A 21313-nucleotide genomic window follows, 5' to 3' on the forward strand; every position below is an offset into this window, starting at 1 on the left:
TGTGTCCCACGATTTTACGCCCTGTCGTCCTGTTCGGGGCGCATTCTAACAGAAAAAGAAAACGTTTGCGTAGGGATTTCCTTCCCGCGCGTAAATAAAAATGGCGCTGAAAAAAACTTCAACGCCATACCGTTTTATGCCTCTTCGGGCACTGCCGGATGGCGGTGTAAACGCCTTATCCGGCCGACATACAACAAGGTGGGAAGCCTGATAAGACGCCGAGCGCTGTCATCAGGCAACCCTCACTTAGTTCGGGCTGTACCCCATCACCACTCCGCTTAATCCGGAGATTTGCTGTAGCTCACCGAGCGAGCCTTTCAGCTTGTCGCGTGATGCATCCGGCCCCACGAGAATACGGGTTATTTTACCCTGTACTGGCGTTGACGGAGAAGTATATACCCGGAAACCTGCGGCACGAAGTTTACCCACGATCTCATTGACCTTATCGGCATTTTTCAGCGCCCCTAACTGCACAACGTAGGCTTTACCCGTTGGCGCCGGTTTCTCTTCTGCCGCCGGTTTTGGCGCAGGAGCGGGAACCGGAGCAGGCGTTGCCTCTACAGGCGGCTTCGGTTGCGGCTTCGGCTTTTCAACCGGTTTTGGTTTGGGCTGCTCTACCGGCGCTGGCGTCGAATCAAGCTCAGGATTATTCGCTGATGCATAGCGTGACGGATCCAACGACGGTGCCGCCGCATCGCCTGCCCGTACCTCTTCCGCCGCCCCTTCTGGCGGCTGAGTCGGCAAAGCCTGCGTTGCCGCTGGCATCATATCCGGCTCATCGCGATCGCCCGGTTTCGGGACCAGCGGGATCGCCGCGAATTCATCCTGATAATGTTTTTTCTGCCCGTCGAGCAGCCCGGGCAACACAATGACGCCCAGCGCGACCAGCACGATCGTGCCGACTAAACGATTCTGAAACTTACTCGCCACCGATTCTCCCCGCGTCCATCACTTCCATGACATGTGCAACCGTGTGAAATGAACCGCACACCAGTACGGTATCTTCTGGTCTCGCGTCTGCCAGCGCCGCATGCCATGCCAGCGCGACACTGTCATAGACACTGCCTTTACCGAGATGTTCCAGCAGTTGTTCTGCCGTTGCGCCCCGGGGACCTTCCAGCGGAGCACAATACCAGTCGTCGACCACGCTTTTCAACCAGGCCAACGTTCCCGCAATATCCTTATCATGTAGCATACCGATAACGGCAAGAACGCGCCCCTTTTTCGGCAACATTTTCAGCCGTCCGGTGAGATATTCCGCCGCATGAGGATTATGCGCGACATCAAGAATGATGCGCGGCGACTCGCTCACAATCTGGAAACGTCCTGGTAGAATCGCCCGGGCAATCCCGTCGCGAATCGCCTGCTCACTGACGTTCAGGCCGCTGGCGCGCAGTGCCGCCAGCGCAGTCGCCGCATTAGGTTGAGGCACCTGTGGCAGCGGTAAATTCACCAGGCTACCGTGGCGATCGCTAAAAGACCAGCCCGTCTCCGTTACCGTAAACTGCCAGTCCTCGCCACGACGCTGTAACCGCGCGCCTTTCTCCAGTGCGACATCGGCGATGGTATAAGGCATTTCGGGTTCGCCGACAATCGCCGGTTTTCCCGCACGGAAAATACCGGCCTTTTCACGGCCAATGCTTTCACGATCCGGCCCCAGCCAGTCGGTATGATCCAGCGCGATGCTGGTGACTACGCCAACATCGGCATCGACGATATTTGTCGCGTCGAGTCGTCCACCCAGCCCAACTTCCAGGATCACCACATCCAGTTGTGCCTGCTTAAACAGCCACAATGCAGACAAAGTGCCGTATTCGAAATAGGTCAGCGAGATGTCCCCACGCGCCGCTTCGATCTCGGCAAAGGATTCGGTGTGAGCCGATTCGGGCAGTTCATTGCCACGTACACGCACACGTTCGGTGTAACGCACCAGATGTGGCGAACTGTATACCCCGACGTTATATCCCGCCGCCGTCAATACCGACTCCAGCGTCCGGCAGGTCGTGCCTTTGCCATTAGTGCCAGCCACGGTGAAGACAAACGGCGCAGGCTTCAGTACGCCCAGTCGCGCAGCCACCTGGCTTACGCGCTCAAGGCCCAGATCGATCGTTTTCGCGTGGAGGTTTTCCAGATAAGAAAGCCACGAGGCCAGGGGCGACGTGGCTTTAGGAATACGTTTGTTATTCATGATGCCCGTGAAATCGTTACGTTGAGAAAAGCAAAAGGGCAGCGCCTGTGGCCCTGCCCTTTTCAGTTATCAGGCCTCGGGTTCCTGATCCGGCACCGGTGGCACCACTACGCCTTCACGCGGGGTATCCGGATTTGGCGCCGGCAGATTCATCAGCTTCGCCAGAATGCTCGCCAGTTTCAGGCGCATCTCCGGACGGCGGATGATCATATCGATAGCGCCTTTTTCGATCAGAAACTCACTGCGCTGGAATCCCGGCGGCAGTTTCTCACGTACGGTTTGCTCAATAACTCGCGGACCCGCAAAGCCGATCAGCGCTTTCGGTTCAGCAATGTTGAGATCGCCGAGCATCGCGAAGCTTGCAGAGACGCCGCCCATTGTTGGGTCAGTCAGCACGGAGATGTACGGCAGACCACGCTCCTGCATTTTTGCCAGCGCTGCAGAGGTTTTCGCCATCTGCATCAGCGACATCAGCGCTTCCTGCATACGCGCACCGCCGGAGGCGGAGAAGCATACCAGCGGGCAGTTATCTTCCAGCGCCTGTTCAACGGCACGGACAAAACGTGCGCCGACCACAGAACCCATCGAGCCGCCCATGAAAGCAAACTCAAATGCCGCTGCCACAACCGGCATGCCGTGAAGCGTACCCTTCATCACGACCAGCGCATCTTTCTCGCCGGTTTCCTTTTGCGCGGACGCCAGACGGTCTTTGTATTTCTTGGAGTCACGGAACTTCAGCACGTCTTTCGGCTCGAGTTCGCTACCCAGCTCCACCAGCGTTCCTTCATCTAACAGGCTATGCAGGCGGTTACGCGCCGACATACGCATGTGATGGTCACACTTCGGACAGACCTCAAGATTACGTTCCAGCTCAGCACGGTATAAAACCTGACCGCAGCTATCACACTTAGTCCACACCCCTTCAGGAATGCTTGCCTTGCGGGTGGGAGTAATGTTGCTTTTAATTCGTTCAATCCAGCTCATTTATGACCTTTCTGCCTGAACCTGGTGTGTTCCAGTTTTGCCGTGGGGGCGCATAATGCCATTTTTGCCCCCAACAGACCATGAATGTTGCACATTAAAACATAACAGCCCGAAACTTTGGACAAAAAAGTGGTCGAACCGCTGAGTTAGTTTCTATTTTGTTACACGTGACGCTGCGCGTTTATGGCGAACAATTTCCACCACGCCCGGCAGGATCGATACCACAATAATCCCGACGATCAGCAACTTAAGGTTGTTCTGAATCATCGGAATGGTGCCGAAGAAGTAACCGGCATAGGTAAAGAGCAGAACCCACAACAGCGCCCCTATCACGTTATACGCCGCAAAATGACGATACGACATATGTCCCATTCCCGCCACAAACGGTGCAAATGTTCTGACAATCGGCACAAAGCGGGCGAGAATGATGGTTTTTCCACCGTGTTTTTCGTAAAACTGGTGTGTTTTGTCCAGATAGCTACGGCGGAAAATCTTCGAGTCCGGGTTACTGAATAACTTCTCGCCGAACAGGCGACCAATAGTGTAGTTCACCGCATCCCCGACAATCGCGGCAATCAGCATCAACACCACCATCAGGTGCACATTGAGATCGTTGGTGCCCAGCGACGCCAGCGCCCCCGCCACAAACAGCAGGGAGTCCCCCGGCAGGAACGGCGTGACCACCAGTCCGGTTTCACAGAACAAAATCAGGAACAAAATTGCGTAAACCCAGACGCCGTACTCTGCGACCAGTTCCGCCAGGTGCACATCAATATGCAGGATAAAATCGATGAGAAAGTAAATCAGGTCCATAGTTGTGCCTTTATACGACTCGAATTAGTCCGCCAGAAAGAGCGGGCCCATGGGCGGTTTAGGAAGATCAAACCGGTCAGGGTAGTCCACCGCAACCAGATACAGTCCTTCGGCCTTCGCCGTTGCCGCTGCGAGCGTTCTGTCCTTTGCCGCTAACAACTCTGCTATCCAGCTCTCCGGCTGGTTGTGGGCGCCTACTTCCATCAGGCTGCCAACAATGTTCCTGACCATATGATGTACAAAGGCATTCGCTTTGATATCGACCACCACATACGCCCCATGGCGCGACACATTAATATGCATCACGTTGCGCCACGGCGTGCGCGACTGGCACTGGACGGCGCGAAACGACGTAAAGTCATTCTCGCCAATCAGACACTGCGCCGCACGATGCATGCGTTCGGCGTCCAGCGGCTCGTAATAATGCGTCACCCCTTTGCCTAACACCGCCGGACGTAACCGGTGATTGTAGATGATGTAACGATATCGGCGAGCCGTGGCGCTGAATCGCGCGTGAAAATCTTCCGGTACAGCTTTCACCCATCGCACCGCAATGTCACCAGGCAAATTCGCATTTACACCCAATGTCCAGGCCGCATCTTTACGCAGCGCGGTGGTTTCAAAATGCACAACCTGTCCGGTGCCGTGCACACCGGCATCGGTGCGCCCGGCGCAAAAGACGTTAATCGGCTCATTGGCGACCTGCGAAAGCGCCTTTTCCAGCTTTTCCTGCACACTGCGGACTTCATTCTGACGCTGCCAGCCATAATATTTGCTGCCGTCATACTCGATGCCCAGCGCAATTTTATACACCGGCGGTTGTAGCTGGTCAGACATCAGTACAGGTACTCCTGCACCAGTTTTTCCGCAATTTTCACCGCCATCAGCGCGCCGCCAAAGCGGACGTTATCCGCCACGGACCAGAACTGAACCTGTTCCGGCATGCCGTAATCGTTACGCACGCAGCCCACAGACAGATGCGCGCTGCCTGAAGCGTCGCCCACCTGGGTCGGAAATTCACTCTCTTCTGACAGTACAATGTCTTCGCCGCGGGAAAAGGCATCACGCGCCTCTTCGGCAGCCAGTGGACGCAGCGCTTCAAATGCCACCATCTGCGCGTGACCGTAAAACACCGGTGACTGTACGCAGTTTGCCGAGATCAACAACCCATCATCCTGCATGATTTTGCGTACTTCATCGACGATCCGCCGCTCTTCACGCACGCTGCCTTCGCGATCCGGCAACAACGGCAACATGTTGAACGCCAGTTGGCGACCAAAGAAATCATCTTCATCGATGGGGATCCCGTTCAGCAGTTTCGCGCTTTGTCCGGCCAGTGCATCGACCGCTTTTTTACCCTGCGCAGATGCCGAAAGCAGACTGGTTACGGTGATGCGAGAAAGCCCACCCTGATCGATAAGCGGTTTCAGCGCGGCCAGCAGTTGGCTGGTCAGGCTGTTCGGCACGGCGATCACATTGCGATTGCGATAGTCCGCCAGCACGAACGGGTTCACTTCCGGCACCACCAGCGGAACGTCGGGTTCAAGCGCGAACAGACCGCTGGAATCAATGACCAGACAGCCCGCGTTTGTCGCCTCTTCAACCCAGGCCGCCGTGGCCTCAACGCCAGCAACGAAAAAGGCCAGTTGCGCCTGCGTCCAGTCAAATTCGGCCGCATCCTGCACAATCACTGACTTACCACCAAAGCGCAGATGTTCGCCTGCGCTTTCATTACGTGCCAGCGCAAAAATTTCCCCAACCGGGAACTGACGTTCAGCCAGGGTTTCAAGCAACGCTTCGCCAACGGCGCCCGTCGCGCCGAGGACGGCAATATTCCAGCCTTCAGACATGGTGGTTTACTCCAGAAAAGCATAAGCCTCCCTGCCGATTATTCGTCAGGGGGCATTAAGAAGACATTAACGTGTCGGGTGATGAACTGCGTTAAAACCCAGTTTACACAGTAACGCCGCCGCATCTGCGTCGTCGCACATCACATACAGTGAGGACCATTCACGACGCTCGAGGTAATTTTTGCGCAGTTTATCAAATTCACCCGGTATTCCGGCAACGTTGCGCAGCGGCGCATCGTCGCGGCGCACATCATACACCAAATGCACCAGTCTTTTCAGCGTCGGCTGATCCAACGGACCATGCAGCGTAATACGGCCAAATTCCGGGGCCGGCAGCAAGGTATCCAGCGCGACACGCTGCTCATGACCGATAAATGCGCTATATGCTTCAAAGACCTGCGTGGTGCCGCGCGCTTTGCCTTCCAGCGTGTAGCCCGCAATGTGCGCGGTGCCGATATCGATCGTGTTCAACAGGTCGACATTCAGATCCGGCTCGCCTTCCCAGACATCCAGAACCACACTCAGATCCTGTCCGGCTTTAAGACGCGCCAGCAACGCGGCGTTATCCACCACGGCGCCACGACAGGCATTAATCAGAATAGAGCCCGGTTTCAGACGAGAAATCAGCGCATCATCGGCCAGATGCAGCGTTTTGTAAGGCCTTTCTTTAAACAGCGGCGTGTGGAATGTCAGGACATCCGCTTCCTGAACCAGTTCATCAAGCGAGCGGAAGTCGCCCTCGTCCCCGCGATCCGCACGGGGTGGATCGCATAACAGCGTGCGGATCCCCAGTGCTTCCAGTCGCGCCTGCAGGCGTCCACCGACGTTACCTACACCGACAATCCCGACTGTACGATCGCGCAGCGCGAATCCGTCACGTTCAGCCAGCATCAGTAGCGCGGAGAACACATATTCCACCACCGCAATGGCGTTACAGCCAGGTGCCGCTGAAAATCCGATGCCCACCTGCCTGAGCCAGTCCTCATCCACATGGTCGGTACCCGCAGTTGCGGTACCCACAAACTTGATGGCTTTCCCTTCCAGCAGCGACGCGTTCACTTTGGTGACCGAACGCACCATTAACGCATCGGCATCATCCAGCTCAGCGACAGGGATGGGACGTCCGGGAACCGCTTTGACCTCACCCAGACGACTAAACAATTCGCGGGCATAAGGCATATTTTCATCAACGAGAATTTTCACGTCTGTCGTACCTGTTTGAGAACGAGAGTTAACCGGGCAAGTGTGCCATAATCTGGCCGCCAGGCATACTTTGCTAAGATTGATGGTTTAAGGATAAGTGATGATGCAACCCATTTCCGGTACTCCCGCACGCCCTCCCGGTGAAGGGCAACCTGCGGTTTCCACGGCGGGCGAACAACCGCTCTCCACGCAACAGCGGACCGTACTGGAACGCCTGATAACGCGCCTGATTTCACTGACGCAACAGCAAAGTGCGGAAGTGTGGGCAGGTATGAAGCACGATCTCGGCGTAAAAAGCGATACTCCACTGCTGTCGCGCCATTTCCCTGCGGCGGAACAAAATCTCAACCAGCGCCTCGGTGTGGCCCAACAAAATCATGCCAACCGCCAGGTGCTTTCACAGTTGACAGAATTACTGACTCAGGGAAATAACCGCCAGGCGGTCAGCGATTTTATTCGTCAGCAGTACGGACAAACGGCGCTCAGCCAACTCAAACCGGAACAGCTTAAGAACGTGCTAACGCTTTTACAGCAGGGACAGTTGTCGATCCCGCAGCCGCAGCAGCGCCCGGCGACCGATCGCCCGCTACTGCCAGCCGAACACAATACGTTAAATCAACTGGTTACCAAACTGGCCGCCGCAACGGGGGAATCCAGCAAGCTGATCTGGCAATCAATGCTGGAACTTTCTGGCGTGAAAAGCGGTGAGCTGATCCCGGCAAAACAGTTCACCCATCTGGCGACCTGGCTGCAGGCGCGTCAAACCCTGAGTCTGCAACACGCCCCTACCCTGCAATCGCTACAGGCGGCGCTCAAGCAACCGCTGGAAGCCGATGAACTGCTCAACCTGAAAGATTACGCCCAGCAGACCTGGCAAATTCAACCGCAGACGGTGCTGACCACCGCGCAAGTGCAGGATCTCCTGAATCAGATCTTCCTGCGCCGCGTCGAGCGCGATCGGGAATTAAACGATCCCCGCCACATTCAACCGATTTATAGTCCGTTTACACCGGTTATCGATACGCTGCGCTCGTTCACCGCGCGTCCCGGACTGCTGTTTATCGCCCTGCTGGTCGCGTTATTGATTTTCTGGCTGGTCATCTAGCGCCGGCGAAACGACAGTAGCGTCACCACAATCCCCAGCACCGCTGAAATCGCACCGGCAAGAAACACGGATGGATAGCCACAGGACGTGGCAAGCAACCCCGCCAGCGGACCAGTGACCGCGTAAGAGATATCCTGAAATGCGGCATACCCCCCCAGCGCGGTCCCGCGGACCTGTGACGGTACGCGTTTCACCACTTCAACGCCGAGCGCCGGGAAGATCAGCGAACAGCCGGCTCCGGTTAATGCCGCACCGAGTAGCGCAAACCAGGCCGTCGGCGCCAGCCAGAGCAAGACCAGCCCAACGGTCTCGATCAGCAGAGAAGCGATAGCCACCCTGACCCCGCCAAAGCGGTCCGGCATCCAGCCAAACAGCACGCGCATGATCACAAAGGCTCCGCCAAACGCAGTCAGCGTAAAGCCCGCCATCGCCCAACCGTGGCTGGCAAAATAGAGAGAGATAAAGGTGCCGATCACGGCAAATCCCACGCCTTGCAGCGCGAGGCCCAGACCCGGTTTCCAGATAAGCCCTACTACGCTCCACAGTGAGGGACGCTCGCCCGCATGTGCCGGTACTTTACGCACCGTTCCGTTAAATGCCCATGCCAGCAGCGGTAACACCATTGTCGTGCCCGCAAGACCCGCAAACCCAAAATGGCTGTGGATCAGCAGACCCAGCGGCGCCCCTGCCGCCAGCGCACCGTAAATTGCCATCCCGTTCCACGACATCACTTTACCGGAACGTGCCGGCCCCACCAGACCCAGCCCCCAGGTCAGGGTTCCAGTCAGTAACTGGCTTTCCCCAAAGCCGAGGATCAGCCGTCCGACGATTAATAACGCGAATTTGAACGGTACAGAAACGGGTAAGAGTGCTGCCAGTAGCCACGCGCCGCCCGCCAGCGCGCAGGCAAACATGCCCTGCAGCGCAGAACGCCTGGCGCCGTACTGATCGGCGAGTCGCCCGGCATAGCCGCGCGTTAAGACGGTTGCGAGAAACTGAATCCCCACGGCGATACCGACCATCGTATTGCCATAGCCCAGTTCATGATGAACAAAAAGTGGAATGACGGGTAGCGGCAGGCCGACCGTCATGTAGGTCAAAAAGACCGCAAACGCGATACGAAAAAGCGATGTGTTCGCTGCAGATGTTTTTTCTTTATGGGTTACTGCTGTCATGCGTTACTCCAGAATGCAGAGTAAGGCGAGGAAACGCCACGCCCCCTCCACCTGACCGTCAGGATTAAGGTGCGTTGGATAACGTCAAACGCTTACGCATTATCCGGAAGATAATGATGGGCCTGAAGTCTGCCTGCGAGTGACTAATGTTGTCAACCGCAAACCGTACCGTGTGCTCAGTACGGGGGATTATTGTCGAAAAGCGAAGGAAGGACCGCTCCAATCCCTTTCGTGCCAAACAGATAAGTCACCTGCTGCTGCTGTTCAGGCGTCAGGAGTCTGAACATCATATCCCAAATCTCTTTCGGTTCCGCTTCCCAGGCCGAGGCATCGTTTCGCACAGATTCCGGGTCGCTGTCTGCAACATAAGGACGAACATACACGGGGAGAATCGAAATATGGTATTCCCATGCCTTCGATTTTCTGCGTTTGCGCTTAACGCCTTCTTTACCCGTACTCAGGATGTTGAGTCGACTACGAACAGCGGGAACGCTACCGGGAAAACCCGGCAGACCAATACATTCCTGTACCGTGAGCCATTCTTTAGACATCGTTTCGTTCCTTTCCCCAATGAAATAATAATAAATTTTCTTTTTTGCGCGAAATTTCAGGGTTATTGTGGGAAAATAATCCGACAAAAGAAAAACACCTTCTTTTGTCACAGTCATTTAAAACCGTAAAAAATATCGGCGCCGATAACACATCTTCGTAGGATTACAGAATGAGAGAAAAAAGCCAAGACTGGCATCGTGCAGATATTAAAAGCGCACTCGAAAAAAAGGGAATAACACTCAGGGAACTTTCACGCGCAGCAGGTTTATCACCAGACTCGCTGCGTAACGTCTTTACTCGTAGCTGGCCTCGCGCCGAACAAATTATCGCTAACGCGCTGGAAACCACGCCAGAAAAAATTTGGCCAACCCGCTATATCAACCTGCCGACAGAATCTGCTGCCGAGTGCCTTAAAAAATAATATGAGCGTATATTTCAGATATATTTAATCACCCGCGAGAATGACTAATAAATAAAAAAACCTTACGGATAAAAATAGCATTAAAAGTTACGCCTGACCGAATAGATATTGTTAATGCTTCTCGTAATTTATTACGCGTATCACTAACAGAGGTTATTATGAGTTGGGATAAAACAGCCGCCGTGAGTTATGCAAAATCTCATGCAGGCGCGCATTCACAAAGCCGCTGCGCAGAATTTACCCGTAAAGCGATCCTGGCGGGAGGCGTCTTACTTGGCAACACTAACCACGCCAAAGATTATGGCCCAATGCTAAAAAACGCCGGTTTTGTCCCGATTGGTGCCTATGAGTCTCCTCAGGCGGGTGATGTCATCGTGATTCAACCCTATTCCGGTGGAAACCCCAGCGGTCATATGGCGATTTACGACGGTTCAGAGTGGTACTCAGATTTCAGACAACGCGACATGTGGGCAGGCCCTGGTTACCGGGCGGCAAAACCGGCCTATATCATCTACAGGAAATAGCGATGAGAGCCTTCTCTTTTTTAGCACTTGTCCTGCTGCTTTGCAGTTGCTCCACGCCCCGGCACGACAGCACAGAAGACGTTAAACAATTCTATCTCGCGTGGATGGCGGCATTTATCGATGCACCAGATAAGCCTCACGATACCCGCGGGGTAATGCAACGTTATGTTACTAAAGAGGTTATCGATCGCCTGAAGTTGATCGATAGCTATTATGAGCAAGACATCGTCGACTCAGACTACTTTATGTATGTGCAGGATTATGCCCCTGAGTGGATCCCACTGTTACAGGTTGGACAAGCACGTCCCTTCCTCGGCGGCGAAAAAGTGGATGTCAAACTGGGTGGACCCGCCAACATAGCGCCCGTTCAACTGGAGGTCTATACGCGTTGGGAAGAAAAACACTGGAAAATCTATCGTGTCAGGGATGTCGGAAACCAGTTTGAACATCCCATTTACAGCGCCGGTGCCATTGCACGTGCCAGGGCGTGGTCAGCAGAAATTGCGCCGGAATACGAACCGCTTAAAAAGTAAAAAGGGAGCCTTATGGCTCCCTTTTCCGTCAATAATTGTCTTACGCTTTCAGCTTACGCATCACCAGCGTGGCGTTAGTACCGCCGAAACCGAAGCTGTTAGACATAACGGTGTTCAGTTCGCAATCGACAGTTTCGGTCACGATGTTCAGGCCTGCAGCCTGCTCGTCCATCTCTTCGATATTGATGCTCGGTGCAATAAAGCCATGCTCCAGCATCAACAGAGAGTAAATTGCTTCCTGTACGCCCGCGGCGCCAAGAGAGTGACCTGTCATCGCTTTGGTTGCAGAGATCGCAGGACTCTTATCGCCAAACACTTCGCGAATCGCGCCCAGCTCTTTCACGTCGCCCACCGGCGTTGAAGTACCGTGGGAGTTCAGATAGTCGATCGGCGTATCTACACCGTGCATCGCCATCTGCATGCAGCGCACTGCGCCTTCGCCGGACGGAGCCACCATATCCGCGCCATCAGAGGTCGCGCCGTAGCCCACGATTTCCGCGTAGATATGCGCGCCACGCGCCAGGGCGTGTTCCAGTTCTTCAACCACCACCATACCGCCGCCACCCGCGATAACAAAACCATCACGGTGCGCGTCATAGGTACGGGAAGCTTTAGCAGGCTGATCGTTATATTTGGTGGACAGTGCGCCCATCGCGTCGAACTCACAGGCCATTTCCCAGCCCAGCTCTTCGCCGCCGCCCGCAAATACGATGTCCTGTTTACCCAGTTGAATTTGTTCAACCGCATTGCCGATGCAGTGAGAAGACGTCGCGCAGGCCGAGCTAATCGAATAGTTTACGCCGTGGATTTTAAACGGTGTAGCGAGGCAGGCCGAAACGGCAGAGCCCATCGCTTTGGTGACCACATACGGGCCAACTGCTTTCAGACCACGCGGGCTGCGCATGGCGTCAGCACCGAAAACCTGCGCTTTAGACGATCCACCGGAACCTGCAATCAGGCCAACGCGCGGGTTATTCTGATAAACCTCTTCGCTCAGACCAGCGTCTGCGATAGCTTCACGCATGGAGAGATAGGCATAAATAGAGGCATCGTTCATGAAACGCACCACTTTACGGTCGATCAAACCAGTGGTGTCCAGTTTGACGTTACCCCATACGTGGCTGCGCATTCCCGCATCTTTAAACTCTTCAGAAAAAGTGATCCCTGAACGTCCTTCACGCAGAGATGCCAGGACTTCCTGCTGGTTATTACCGATGCTGGAAACAATGCCCAAGCCAGTAATCACTGCACGTTTCATTCAATACCTCTGTCAGTCGCACTATAGTAAGTTTCGATTGGCACAATAGCGTACACTTGTACGCCGAACAAGTCCGATCAGCCAATTTATACTGAAATTTGCGCCGCCTGGCACACATCGCTAAGATCGTGACACTGCCTGTCAGACGAGTAACTTACGTGAAACAATACGCTATACAACCCGCCAACCTCGAATTCAACGCTGAGGGTACACCTGTTTCCCGAGATTTTGACGACGTCTACTTTTCCAACGACAACGGTCTGGAAGAGACGCGCTATGTCTTCCTCGGAGGCAACCGGATCGCTGAACGCTTTGTGGAACATCCTCGCCCATTGTTTGTGGTGGCTGAGAGCGGCTTCGGCACGGGTCTGAACTTTCTCACGCTCTGGCAGGCGTTCGCCGCATTTCGCGCCACTCAGCCCGATGCTACGCTACAAAGATTACATTTCATCAGTTTTGAAAAATTTCCGTTGAGTCGTGATGATCTCACAGCGGCGCATCAGCACTGGCCGGAGTTGGCCGAATTTGCCGGGCAACTTCAGGCCCAGTGGCCGTTGCCGCTGGCGGGTTGCCACCGCCTGCTGCTGGAAGAAGGACGCGTCACGCTCGACCTCTGGTTTGGCGATATTAATGAACTCACCGATCAACTCGACGACAGCCTGAATCAAAAAGTTGACGCCTGGTTTCTCGACGGCTTCGCCCCGGCCAAAAATCCGGACATGTGGACGCAAAATCTGTTTAACGCCATGGCGCGTCTGGCTCGTCCTGGCGGTACGCTGGCAACCTTTACATCTGCGGGATTTGTTCGTCGTGGTTTGCAGGATGCCGGCTTTACTATGCAGAAATGCAAAGGTTTTGGCCGCAAGCGCGAAATGCTGCGCGGAACCATGGAACAGACGCTGAAAATCCCGTCCTCAACGCCGTGGTTTGCTCGTCAGGGAAGCGAAAAACGTGACGTCGCAATCATTGGCGGCGGGATCGCCAGTGCACTGCTTTCGCTTTCGTTGTTACGCCGGGGCTGGCAAGTGACACTCTATTGTGCCGATGACGCCCCCGCCCTGGGCGCATCCGGCAACCGTCAGGGAGCACTTTATCCCCTGCTCAGCAAGCACGACACGGCGCTCACCCTTTTCTTCCCGGCGGCATTTACCTTTGCCCGTCGCTTGTATGACGCCCTGCCCGTAGAATTTGATCATGACTGGTGTGGCGTCACGCAGTTTGGCTATGACGACAAGAGCCAGCACAAGATCCAACAAATGCTGTCGCTGGCATTGCCGTCTGCGCTGGCAAGTGCGGTGGATATTACCCAGGCACAAAAACTTACCGGGGTAGACACTGGGTGCGGTGGCATAACCTATCCGCAAGGCGGTTGGCTGTGCCCGGCGCAACTGACCGCTGCCGTGCTGAAACTCGCGGAAAAGCAGGGGCTACGCTGCCATTACCAACACTCTCTGGCAGCTCTTCACCGTTCAGCTTCCGGCTGGGATCTGCACTTTACGCACGGCAGTCACGCAGAACATGCCGCGGTAGTGCTGGCCAATGGTCATCAGATTAACCATTTTGCCCAAACGCGGCCGTTACCCGTCTACGCTGTCGCCGGCCAGGTCAGTCATATTCCGACGACGCCAGCGCTTTCCGGGATCCGTCAGGTGCTGTGCTATGACGGTTATCTGACGCCGCAAAATCCGACGAATCAACAACACTGTATCGGCGCCAGCTACCATCGCGGCAGCGAAGAGACGCAGTATCGGGAAGACGATCAGCAGCAAAATAGGCAGCGCCTGATTGACTGCTTCCCGGCAGTAGACTGGGCCAAAGAAGTCGATGTGAGCGGCAAAGATGCTCGCTGCGGCGTGCGTTGTGCCACCCGCGATCATTTACCGATGGTAGGAAGCGTTCCGGACTACGCGTCGACGCTTTCATGCTATGCAACACTCAATGAACAGACTAAAGATGCCGTTTTAGCCCCATATTATCCGGACCTGTATATGATTGGTGCCCTGGGTGCTCGCGGACTTTGTTCTGGGCCACTTGCAGCTGAAATTCTGGCTTCCCAAATGAGCAGTGAACCTCTTCCCCTCGACAAATTGACACTGGCTGCACTGAACCCGAATCGACTGTGGATCCGTAAACTCCTGAAAGGTCGGCCTGTTGAGTAGCCCATCAAATCAGTTCCGGCATGATGAGCTAAACCCAACGAGAACAGACCATATCGCGTAGAAGGTATCAATACGTCTCGTCTTAAAGCAGTCAACGCAGGCGTATCATGTAGCTTTACGCGGTAAACGGCTCAAGCATTACGCTGACTCGTGCGGTTATTCATCATCATTAAACTTGACCTGTATGGCTATAGACTGATCAGGACGACCAGCGTTCTCAGTAAGAGGCCTCAGATTATCATCAAGAATAGCGATATAAGGCTTCTCCGCAGTCAATGCAGCGAACTGAGGCAAATCGAGATCAATGCGGTTAGCAACCCCTTTTGAACACTCCGGATCAACATTACCCATAATGGCATAAAACAGATTCGTTTTTCCTTTTGCAGGCGAGGCATCTTTAATCATCCGGGAAAGGGAGATTCCCCCCTGTTTTTTATCGCAAACCGCCAGTTTTCCAATGACTTCCGGGTAGATGGTAACCCCCACCGAAGGGAGATTTGTATACGTAAAACGGGTCAAAAACAAACCATCGCCTTCCAGAAAGCGGTTAGCAAGTATTGAAGGCTGAATAAGTGAATGATGTCCGGCAGACATGATATTAACAGGCGGAAAACTATGTGTTTTTTCAGATTTTAACAGCGTCTCTGTCCAGACCATTAGATTTTTATCCTTCAGCGCATTACGTAAATCATTCGCTCGTGAGGAAGAATAAGCATTATCTTCATTCAGATTGACCTTAACTGCCATGGGTGTTTTAGAAATAAGACCTGATGTCGAATGAACGGAAGCCAGAGAACCATTGTAATAGCAATACTGATTGCTAAAACTACGCAACTCAGGATTCAGTGTTGATAACTCACGACAAGTATCTATCCACAAAAACATTTGATTGTTGCTAATAAGGTTCACAAGGAAAAATGCGGGAAGATAGCTGTTATTCCCGACAGAGATGATATTATCGCTGCTAAAGACAACATCTTCTATTTTACCGGTTTTCGTGTAACGGATAAGAGAAGGGATCTTAAATGACTTATCGCCTACCTTAACTTGCTTTTTGTGGGAATCAATTTCAACGCTGCCATTAATATCAGGGTAACCCCAGAATGCCATATCAATAGTCGTTCGCCAGGAAAGTAGTTTTCTGTCCAGGAACATTTGCCCCGAGAAATTTTCCGCGAGCGTCGCCATATTGCCATTTAAATCACGGCCAAGCCCTACAGGGTGAGAACCATAGTTCAGATAATTGAGAATGGTCGGAGAAACATCAAGAGTTGTACCATGACGAGGATTATGAGTTGGTTTGATACCCGCGCCAGTGATCATCAATAAATTATGGCGCTCCTTCTTCTTCAACGTCTCTAGTGTCTTTACCATTACTGGAGCGAGATGATCTGAACCAAAAACCAGTAACGTATCATCCAGAAGACCTTTCTTCTTCAAGGACTGATACACTTTACCAATAAGGAAATCGGTACAATGCGCCGCATTCAGCAGATGATCATTACCATCACCATACTTCATAGTCGCGCATTCGTGTGCCAGATACCCTTCCGGCTGATGGGTTCCGATATTGATTGAAAAGAGTCCCCAGGGCGCCTGGGTCTGTCGCAAAGAAGCAACGCGCGTCAGTAATTGTTCGTAAAGGGTATCATCATACAGCCCCCAGTTGTTTATGTAATCTTTGGCTACATGTTGATCAATAAACTCTTTCCTACCTTTCACATCAGAAAAACCATGATCCTTATAAAACTGCCCTTTTCCTGCGAATTCAGTTTCGGCTCCGCCCATAAACTCCAGGTGATAGCCTTTCGATTTTAAAATATCCCCTAAACATACAGCATTGGGCATAAAATTATTCATCTGGAAATTATCATTGGTGAACACAGATAATAACGGCAAACCACATTGACTGGAAACCATTCCGGCCATTGTCCAACTGCTACCAATAGTTTGACCAATGTTAGTGAATGTAACGCTATCCTTTTCAATTTTATGCAACTCAGGAAGTAATCCAGGGAAAAGACTTTCATCCATATAATTCCCTTCCAGACTCTCCAGATAAAAATAAATGATATTCTTAGGCTTTTGAGTCGATGATATGACTTGCGGCTTTATAAAATAATCAGAAAAATCACCTGATGATTGCGATGTCAACGAATACGAAATTAAATTTGAGGTCGCAGGAGTACAAAAGAATGCGCATAACACCATTATCATGCCTTCAACCACCGGCACAATTTTGAATTTGGTATTTTTGCTTTTTAAAAAAGACCTAAAATAGATAATAATAAGAACTGCAAAAAAAGCTTGCGACAATAAGAAGTAAAATATTAAAAAGTAAAAATCACTAAAATCTCCCCCTTCGACTCCGAATCGAAGATGGTAGAAAACAGAATCATCAAAACCTATACCCGTAAACCAGTTAGCGACTAAATAGCACCCTGTCAATAAACTAAAAATTATTGTAATAAGGATAAAACAGGTAGCAATGATCGAGCCGGCGATACCTCGACTGTGGCTTTTAAAGAAAAAAAAGAAAGCAGACAAATAAAGCAATGCTGCTAAAAAAGACCAACTCTCATTCCCCATTTCCATAATAAACCGCATCCTTTTAAATCTCAGGCATTAGAAATGCTGACGTCATAGAAAATTATTTATCAACTGTTTCCCATAAGTATATTATTCATAATGAATGTTTTTATAAACATAAAACAATAAAATACCCTACAAGCAAAATGCCGGTAGGGTATTAATGAATTTGTTGAGCCTACAGTCATTGACATAGTATGACAATGACAAACTCTTTACTCAATCAATAATCATACAACTAACTGGGACTCAACTTCTTTTACATGGTGACGAGCCAGGGCTAAGTTAGCTTTCGCCTTATCAAGAACAAAATAGATAAAAAGCCCTGGATTCTTATCAATAGGGCAAATAATATGATACTGTTTACCTAATGTAATCAGAATATCATCAATTTTATCGTTGAGCTTAAGGGTTTCCATCGTTTTCATTTTTGCACGCACTACTTCGGTGTTACCTGCAGAAGCCAGTTCCAGGTTAATGCCTGAGCCAGCCTGACCTAGCATCATACCGCTATTAGAGTCAACAACAGAAGCGACGATCGCACCAGAAACCTGCATCAGCGAATTTAATGATTCAGAAATATTACTCATGATAAGTCCTTTATAAAAAAATAGATTAATTCCAATAAAACTACTCGATCAACAACGCCAATAACTTCAGTACATCCTCCTTATTCCTGATATCAACAGCAATAACAGGAACATTTGAATCATTAATTAAATCTAATATTTCAATGACTCTATCGGAATAAGACTCACTATACTTACTAATTCCTACAATACATTTACTGGTCAACAACACATCACGAAACCTATTGATGAAAAAATTAATTTCATCTGTAAATGTCTTGCTGGTAATATCAAAAAGTATTACAGTGCCTCTTGATCCTTTACTCATAAACTCCCAGAGAAACTCGAACCTCATCTGACCAGGGACACCATAGAGTCTCACACGGGTATCATTATTAAAGCTAAACTCACCATAATCAATGCCAACAGTGACTGTCTTCTTTGGAACCAGCTGACTATTCAAAGACTCTGTATCTAATGAGGAACGCATAACCTCCGTGCTCACAACAGATATTTCACTAACTGCATTTATGGCTGTCGTTTTACCAGCCCCTGTTGGACCCACGAACACTATTTTTAATTCATTCATATATAAAAACACCAGATAGCAAATTAGTGTGTTTTTGCAACATTCAGAGGCTCACCGTATGAAATACATTATAAGCATAAAAAAGGAAATAACCAGAAAAAATTGCCAGCATTATAATGCACCATCGACACATGAATATAAACCGCCCTTCCAAAAGGTCATACGCATAATATTCATCAGACTAAAAAAAATATGGCAAACAATAGAACTAAAACATGCTTGTAATAATATACTTCCATTTAAATGATGAGTAGATTGAATAGGTAATATACAATCCAGGCAAGAGTTACTGATTTTCTCAAAAAAGAATTAAAAATTGTTCTGAAATCCACGCATTACCCATTAATCACCTCTAAGCTGTTTAATTCCCTGAGCTGCATCATGATGAGAATTAAGGCTTCGCATACGTCGTGAATCAACAGTATTCTTATTCGACTTACCTCGTGTTCCTTTGTGTTGGCTCGAAGCAGTATGGCTATCCTTACCTCCGTTCCCTAACACAGGTATAGGCAGCACGTTATTGATTGCCTGATTATCCATCTTCACATTTGCAATCCGTTGCACATAGCTGGAACTTCCTCCAGCATCGGCAATGAAACCCCGACTAAAGTTACCACTGTAGTAACAGGAGAACGCTTTCAGCCGGGCGGTTTCCGCATCAGATACTTTTAACGCGCGATCGTAACATTCCTGATAAATAGAAGCCGCAGCGCGGAGGTTTGAACATGGTTCAAATACAGTTTCATAATCAAGGGCATATCTGGACAAATTATACCGGTTTATCTGCGCCAGCCCCATTGAAAAATTCCAACCAGCGTTAGCAAGATAGCGAGCAGTAACAATAGCCTCTTCCTTATTTACAGGCTGACGAGCCAGTCTTCCCCCCACCACGCCTATGGCATAAGGGTTAAAAGAAGACTCAACGCTGATAATTCGATGTATAGCCTCAGTGTACACTTCCGCACCGCATTGTGCCGTAATAGCGGGCAAGTCAAACATTCTCAAACCCTTTCAGAAAATAGAGAAAAATGTAGCGACGTTTATTTGCGCTACGGGAATTTTGACTATTCATCCGGGTTTACATAGCGGGTCGTTTCTCTTGCCATCGCTCCGGCAATGACATCATAAAGCGCATCGTAATTAGTTGCTATAAAAGCGTGTCCAGGACCGACACAAGAGTTTTGCCAGTCTAAATCAGAACCATTACTTATTAAAGAGATATAATATATTTCCACATCTGTCGTCGTCGTTCCAGCAGGATATTTTTTAAGACCGTTTCTGATTACATCACAGAGATGATATGTATCCATTAGTGTCTTTCTATTTTTCTTTGAATAGGTATCATCCTCACCATCAGAGATGACAAATATCATTTTAACGTCATTTTTGCCTTTGGTGATGAGTGGTACAGCTCTTAATAATCCACTAATACTATCCGTCCCCCCACCTGGAGGTCCCATGTTGTTAAAATTGTCTATTATGGAACGGTTATCTGTAAGCTCCACCAGATAGTAATTGGGCTTTTCGATGGTTCTGATAAATTTAGCGACATTTGCATGATCACGGGTCCCCGAAGTAGCGTAGGCGCAAAGAGACTCAAAAGGAATAACATGATCGGAAGAATACTGAGAGGGACCATTAAGATAATTAATAAAAGTCACAACATTATCATCAGTAAATAGATAATCGTCTGCAACAGTACCTTCGTAATCCATTGTTTCAATATTAGCGATAGAATTATATTTACTTACTGATGCTGTTAGCAAATTAAACTTATTAAAGTTATTGGTAAATTCCTCATAATTATCTGGGTTATGAATATCAGAACTAGGGTCTGCATCACAGGTTAACTTGCCACTATCTTTTCTACAATACCCCTCATCAATTAACCATGTCTCCGCAGAGGTTGTCGTATAACCATTGGCTTTCGCGATTACATCCTTATAATAACTATTAAGATAGGCGTCTGTATTGTTTATAAAGGTATTACCTGTCGTGCGTTCCGGTGGTTGTTTGTTATACCAAAAACTCCAGTCTAACCCTGAATACTTATCCTGAAGCTTTCCAATATAAGTACACCCAACCTCTTTACTTGTCGTACTTGCGTAATTAGTCTTGTCTAATACGGCAGGAATTCCCGTAGAGAACGGTACAATACCAATCGTACTACCATTGTCATTATCGAATATTCGGTTACCAAGATCGGTAAACACTTTTTTTAATAATTCAATACGAGTGTAGCCTCTCTCTGCTGAACTACTATTCATAGAACCTGAAAAGTCGAGTACAAACGTATAATCTGCAGGGACGGAAAGATCTTCAAGTGATTTGCGGATATGACCCGACGACCGCTCGCCATGCAAAGTTATGTTCGAATGAAAACCACTATAGCCCTCTTTGTATAACGAAAGTAACGGATGGGTGATGACATCAGAATCTAAGGAAAAATCTGTCGACACCACCTTACCATTTTTATCTTTTTCTTTATCAACATTTATATAGACTTTGTTTTTGTCTATTTCCTCACCAGGGAGATAATAAGATAAATACATTACTGTTTTTTCAGTATCTGCATTTTTATCGTCACTGTCATATGACATCGCAATTGAATAGACGCCCTGATTAATAGCATCTGATAAACGAGACCGCTCAGTGATAAATCGAGCCCCATCAATTGCTAATGAAAAGAAACCGATAAGCGTAGGCAACATAAGCGCATAACTTATTGTTACAGCGCCTTCCCTGCAAATAATGAATAACAAAAATCGTTTGATTAAATATTTCATTTTATATCTACCTGA

20 protein-coding genes are annotated in these 21313 nt (G+C 50.1%); 5 read left to right on the forward strand and 15 right to left on the reverse strand.

The genetic code is table 11. The annotated features are described in order from the left end of the window. Positions 1 to 246: 246 nt before the first annotated feature. The 7 genes from dedD to pdxB form a co-directional block, all read right to left on the reverse strand. Positions 247 to 930 (reverse strand): cell division protein DedD, encoded by a 684-nt coding sequence (gene dedD, locus KI228_RS15265; RefSeq protein ID WP_042999997.1) that lies wholly within the window; start codon positions 928 to 930, stop codon positions 247 to 249. Beyond that, positions 920 to 2188 (reverse strand): bifunctional tetrahydrofolate synthase/dihydrofolate synthase, encoded by a 1269-nt coding sequence (gene folC / locus KI228_RS15270; protein ID WP_061069828.1) that lies wholly within the window; start codon positions 2186 to 2188, stop codon positions 920 to 922. The genes dedD and folC overlap by 11 nt, the downstream gene beginning before the upstream one ends. 69 nt (positions 2189 to 2257) lie before the next feature. After that, positions 2258 to 3172, reverse strand: coding sequence for an acetyl-CoA carboxylase, carboxyltransferase subunit beta (gene accD, locus KI228_RS15275; RefSeq protein WP_042999995.1), 915 nt, complete (start codon positions 3170 to 3172; stop codon positions 2258 to 2260). A gap of 153 nt (positions 3173 to 3325) precedes the next feature. Further along, entirely contained in the window at positions 3326 to 3985 is a 660-nt protein-coding gene (locus tag KI228_RS15280; protein WP_042999994.1) for a DedA family protein, read from the reverse strand. A gap of 24 nt (positions 3986 to 4009) precedes the next feature. Further along, the gene (gene truA / locus KI228_RS15285) at positions 4010 to 4822 is read right to left on the reverse strand and encodes a tRNA pseudouridine(38-40) synthase TruA (protein WP_044327711.1); all 813 of its coding nucleotides are present in this window, start codon (positions 4820 to 4822) and stop codon (positions 4010 to 4012) included. Beyond that, complete coding sequence (locus tag KI228_RS15290; protein WP_042999992.1) at positions 4822 to 5835, reverse strand: aspartate-semialdehyde dehydrogenase; 1014 nt, start codon at positions 5833 to 5835, stop codon at positions 4822 to 4824. Before KI228_RS15290 ends, truA begins: the two co-directional genes overlap by 1 nt. Positions 5836 to 5901: 66 nt before the next feature. Next, a complete protein-coding gene (gene pdxB, locus KI228_RS15295; RefSeq protein WP_061069827.1) occupies positions 5902 to 7038 on the reverse strand; it encodes a 4-phosphoerythronate dehydrogenase PdxB in 1137 nt (378 codons plus the stop codon). A gap of 103 nt (positions 7039 to 7141) precedes the next feature. Here pdxB and flk point away from each other — a divergent pair, with 103 nt between their 5' ends. Then, the gene (gene flk / locus KI228_RS15300; RefSeq protein WP_043001872.1) at positions 7142 to 8143 is read left to right on the forward strand and encodes a flagella biosynthesis regulator Flk; all 1002 of its coding nucleotides are present in this window, start codon (positions 7142 to 7144) and stop codon (positions 8141 to 8143) included. On the opposite strand, the gene KI228_RS15305 is transcribed toward flk, so the two are convergent. Beyond that, entirely contained in the window at positions 8140 to 9318 is a 1179-nt protein-coding gene (locus KI228_RS15305) for an MFS transporter (RefSeq protein ID WP_061069826.1), read from the reverse strand. The two genes, flk and KI228_RS15305, sit on opposite strands and share 4 nt — an antisense overlap. A 176-nt stretch (positions 9319 to 9494) precedes the next feature. Continuing rightward, a complete protein-coding gene (locus KI228_RS15310) occupies positions 9495 to 9869 on the reverse strand; it encodes a MerR family transcriptional regulator (protein ID WP_061069825.1) in 375 nt (124 codons plus the stop codon). Positions 9870 to 10039: 170 nt separating this feature from the next. Between KI228_RS15310 and KI228_RS15315 the strand changes: the two genes are divergently transcribed. The 3 genes from KI228_RS15315 (at position 10040) to KI228_RS15325 (ending at position 11348) form a co-directional block, all read left to right on the forward strand. Next, the gene (locus KI228_RS15315) at positions 10040 to 10291 is read left to right on the forward strand and encodes a helix-turn-helix domain-containing protein (protein ID WP_044266272.1); all 252 of its coding nucleotides are present in this window, start codon (positions 10040 to 10042) and stop codon (positions 10289 to 10291) included. Positions 10292 to 10449: 158 nt separating this feature from the next. Next, positions 10450 to 10815: a C40 family peptidase gene (locus tag KI228_RS15320; RefSeq protein WP_044258479.1), complete on the forward strand. Its 366-nt coding sequence runs from the start codon at positions 10450 to 10452 to the stop codon at positions 10813 to 10815. Positions 10816 to 10817: 2 nt separating this feature from the next. Then, entirely contained in the window at positions 10818 to 11348 is a 531-nt protein-coding gene (locus KI228_RS15325; RefSeq protein ID WP_061069824.1) for a YqhG/Tai3 family protein, read from the forward strand. A gap of 40 nt (positions 11349 to 11388) precedes the next feature. Here KI228_RS15325 and fabB read toward each other — a convergent pair whose 3' ends face one another. After that, positions 11389 to 12606, reverse strand: a complete 1218-nt coding sequence (fabB, locus tag KI228_RS15330) for a beta-ketoacyl-ACP synthase I (protein ID WP_044258478.1) — start codon at positions 12604 to 12606, stop codon at positions 11389 to 11391. A gap of 158 nt (positions 12607 to 12764) precedes the next feature. Between fabB and mnmC the strand changes: the two genes are divergently transcribed. Next, positions 12765 to 14765 carry a bifunctional tRNA (5-methylaminomethyl-2-thiouridine)(34)-methyltransferase MnmC2/FAD-dependent 5-carboxymethylaminomethyl-2-thiouridine(34) oxidoreductase MnmC1 gene (mnmC, locus tag KI228_RS15335; RefSeq protein ID WP_061069823.1) on the forward strand — a complete coding sequence of 667 codons (2001 nt, stop codon included), beginning with the start codon at positions 12765 to 12767 and terminating at the stop codon, positions 14763 to 14765. 156 nt (positions 14766 to 14921) lie between these two features. Here mnmC and KI228_RS15340 read toward each other — a convergent pair whose 3' ends face one another. The 5 genes from KI228_RS15340 to KI228_RS15360 all read right to left on the reverse strand — a co-directional run bounded on the left by KI228_RS15340 (position 14922) and on the right by KI228_RS15360 (position 21298). Beyond that, positions 14922 to 17360: a sulfatase-like hydrolase/transferase gene (locus KI228_RS15340; RefSeq protein ID WP_212807490.1), complete on the reverse strand. Its 2439-nt coding sequence runs from the start codon at positions 17358 to 17360 to the stop codon at positions 14922 to 14924. A 224-nt stretch (positions 17361 to 17584) separates the two neighbouring features. Then, positions 17585 to 17944 carry a hypothetical protein gene (locus tag KI228_RS15345; protein ID WP_042999985.1) on the reverse strand — a complete coding sequence of 120 codons (360 nt, stop codon included), beginning with the start codon at positions 17942 to 17944 and terminating at the stop codon, positions 17585 to 17587. Positions 17945 to 17984: 40 nt separating this feature from the next. Continuing rightward, a complete protein-coding gene (locus tag KI228_RS15350; protein ID WP_042999984.1) occupies positions 17985 to 18512 on the reverse strand; it encodes a GTP-binding protein in 528 nt (175 codons plus the stop codon). A 342-nt stretch (positions 18513 to 18854) separates the two neighbouring features. Next, positions 18855 to 19511, reverse strand: a complete 657-nt coding sequence (locus tag KI228_RS15355; RefSeq protein ID WP_042999983.1) for a lytic transglycosylase domain-containing protein — start codon at positions 19509 to 19511, stop codon at positions 18855 to 18857. A gap of 65 nt (positions 19512 to 19576) precedes the next feature. Further along, a complete protein-coding gene (locus KI228_RS15360) occupies positions 19577 to 21298 on the reverse strand; it encodes a TadE/TadG family type IV pilus assembly protein (RefSeq protein WP_061069821.1) in 1722 nt (573 codons plus the stop codon). Positions 21299 to 21313 lie beyond the last annotated feature (15 nt).

This window comes from Citrobacter amalonaticus (assembly GCF_018323885.1).
GTDB lineage: Bacteria > Pseudomonadota > Gammaproteobacteria > Enterobacterales > Enterobacteriaceae > Citrobacter_A > Citrobacter_A amalonaticus.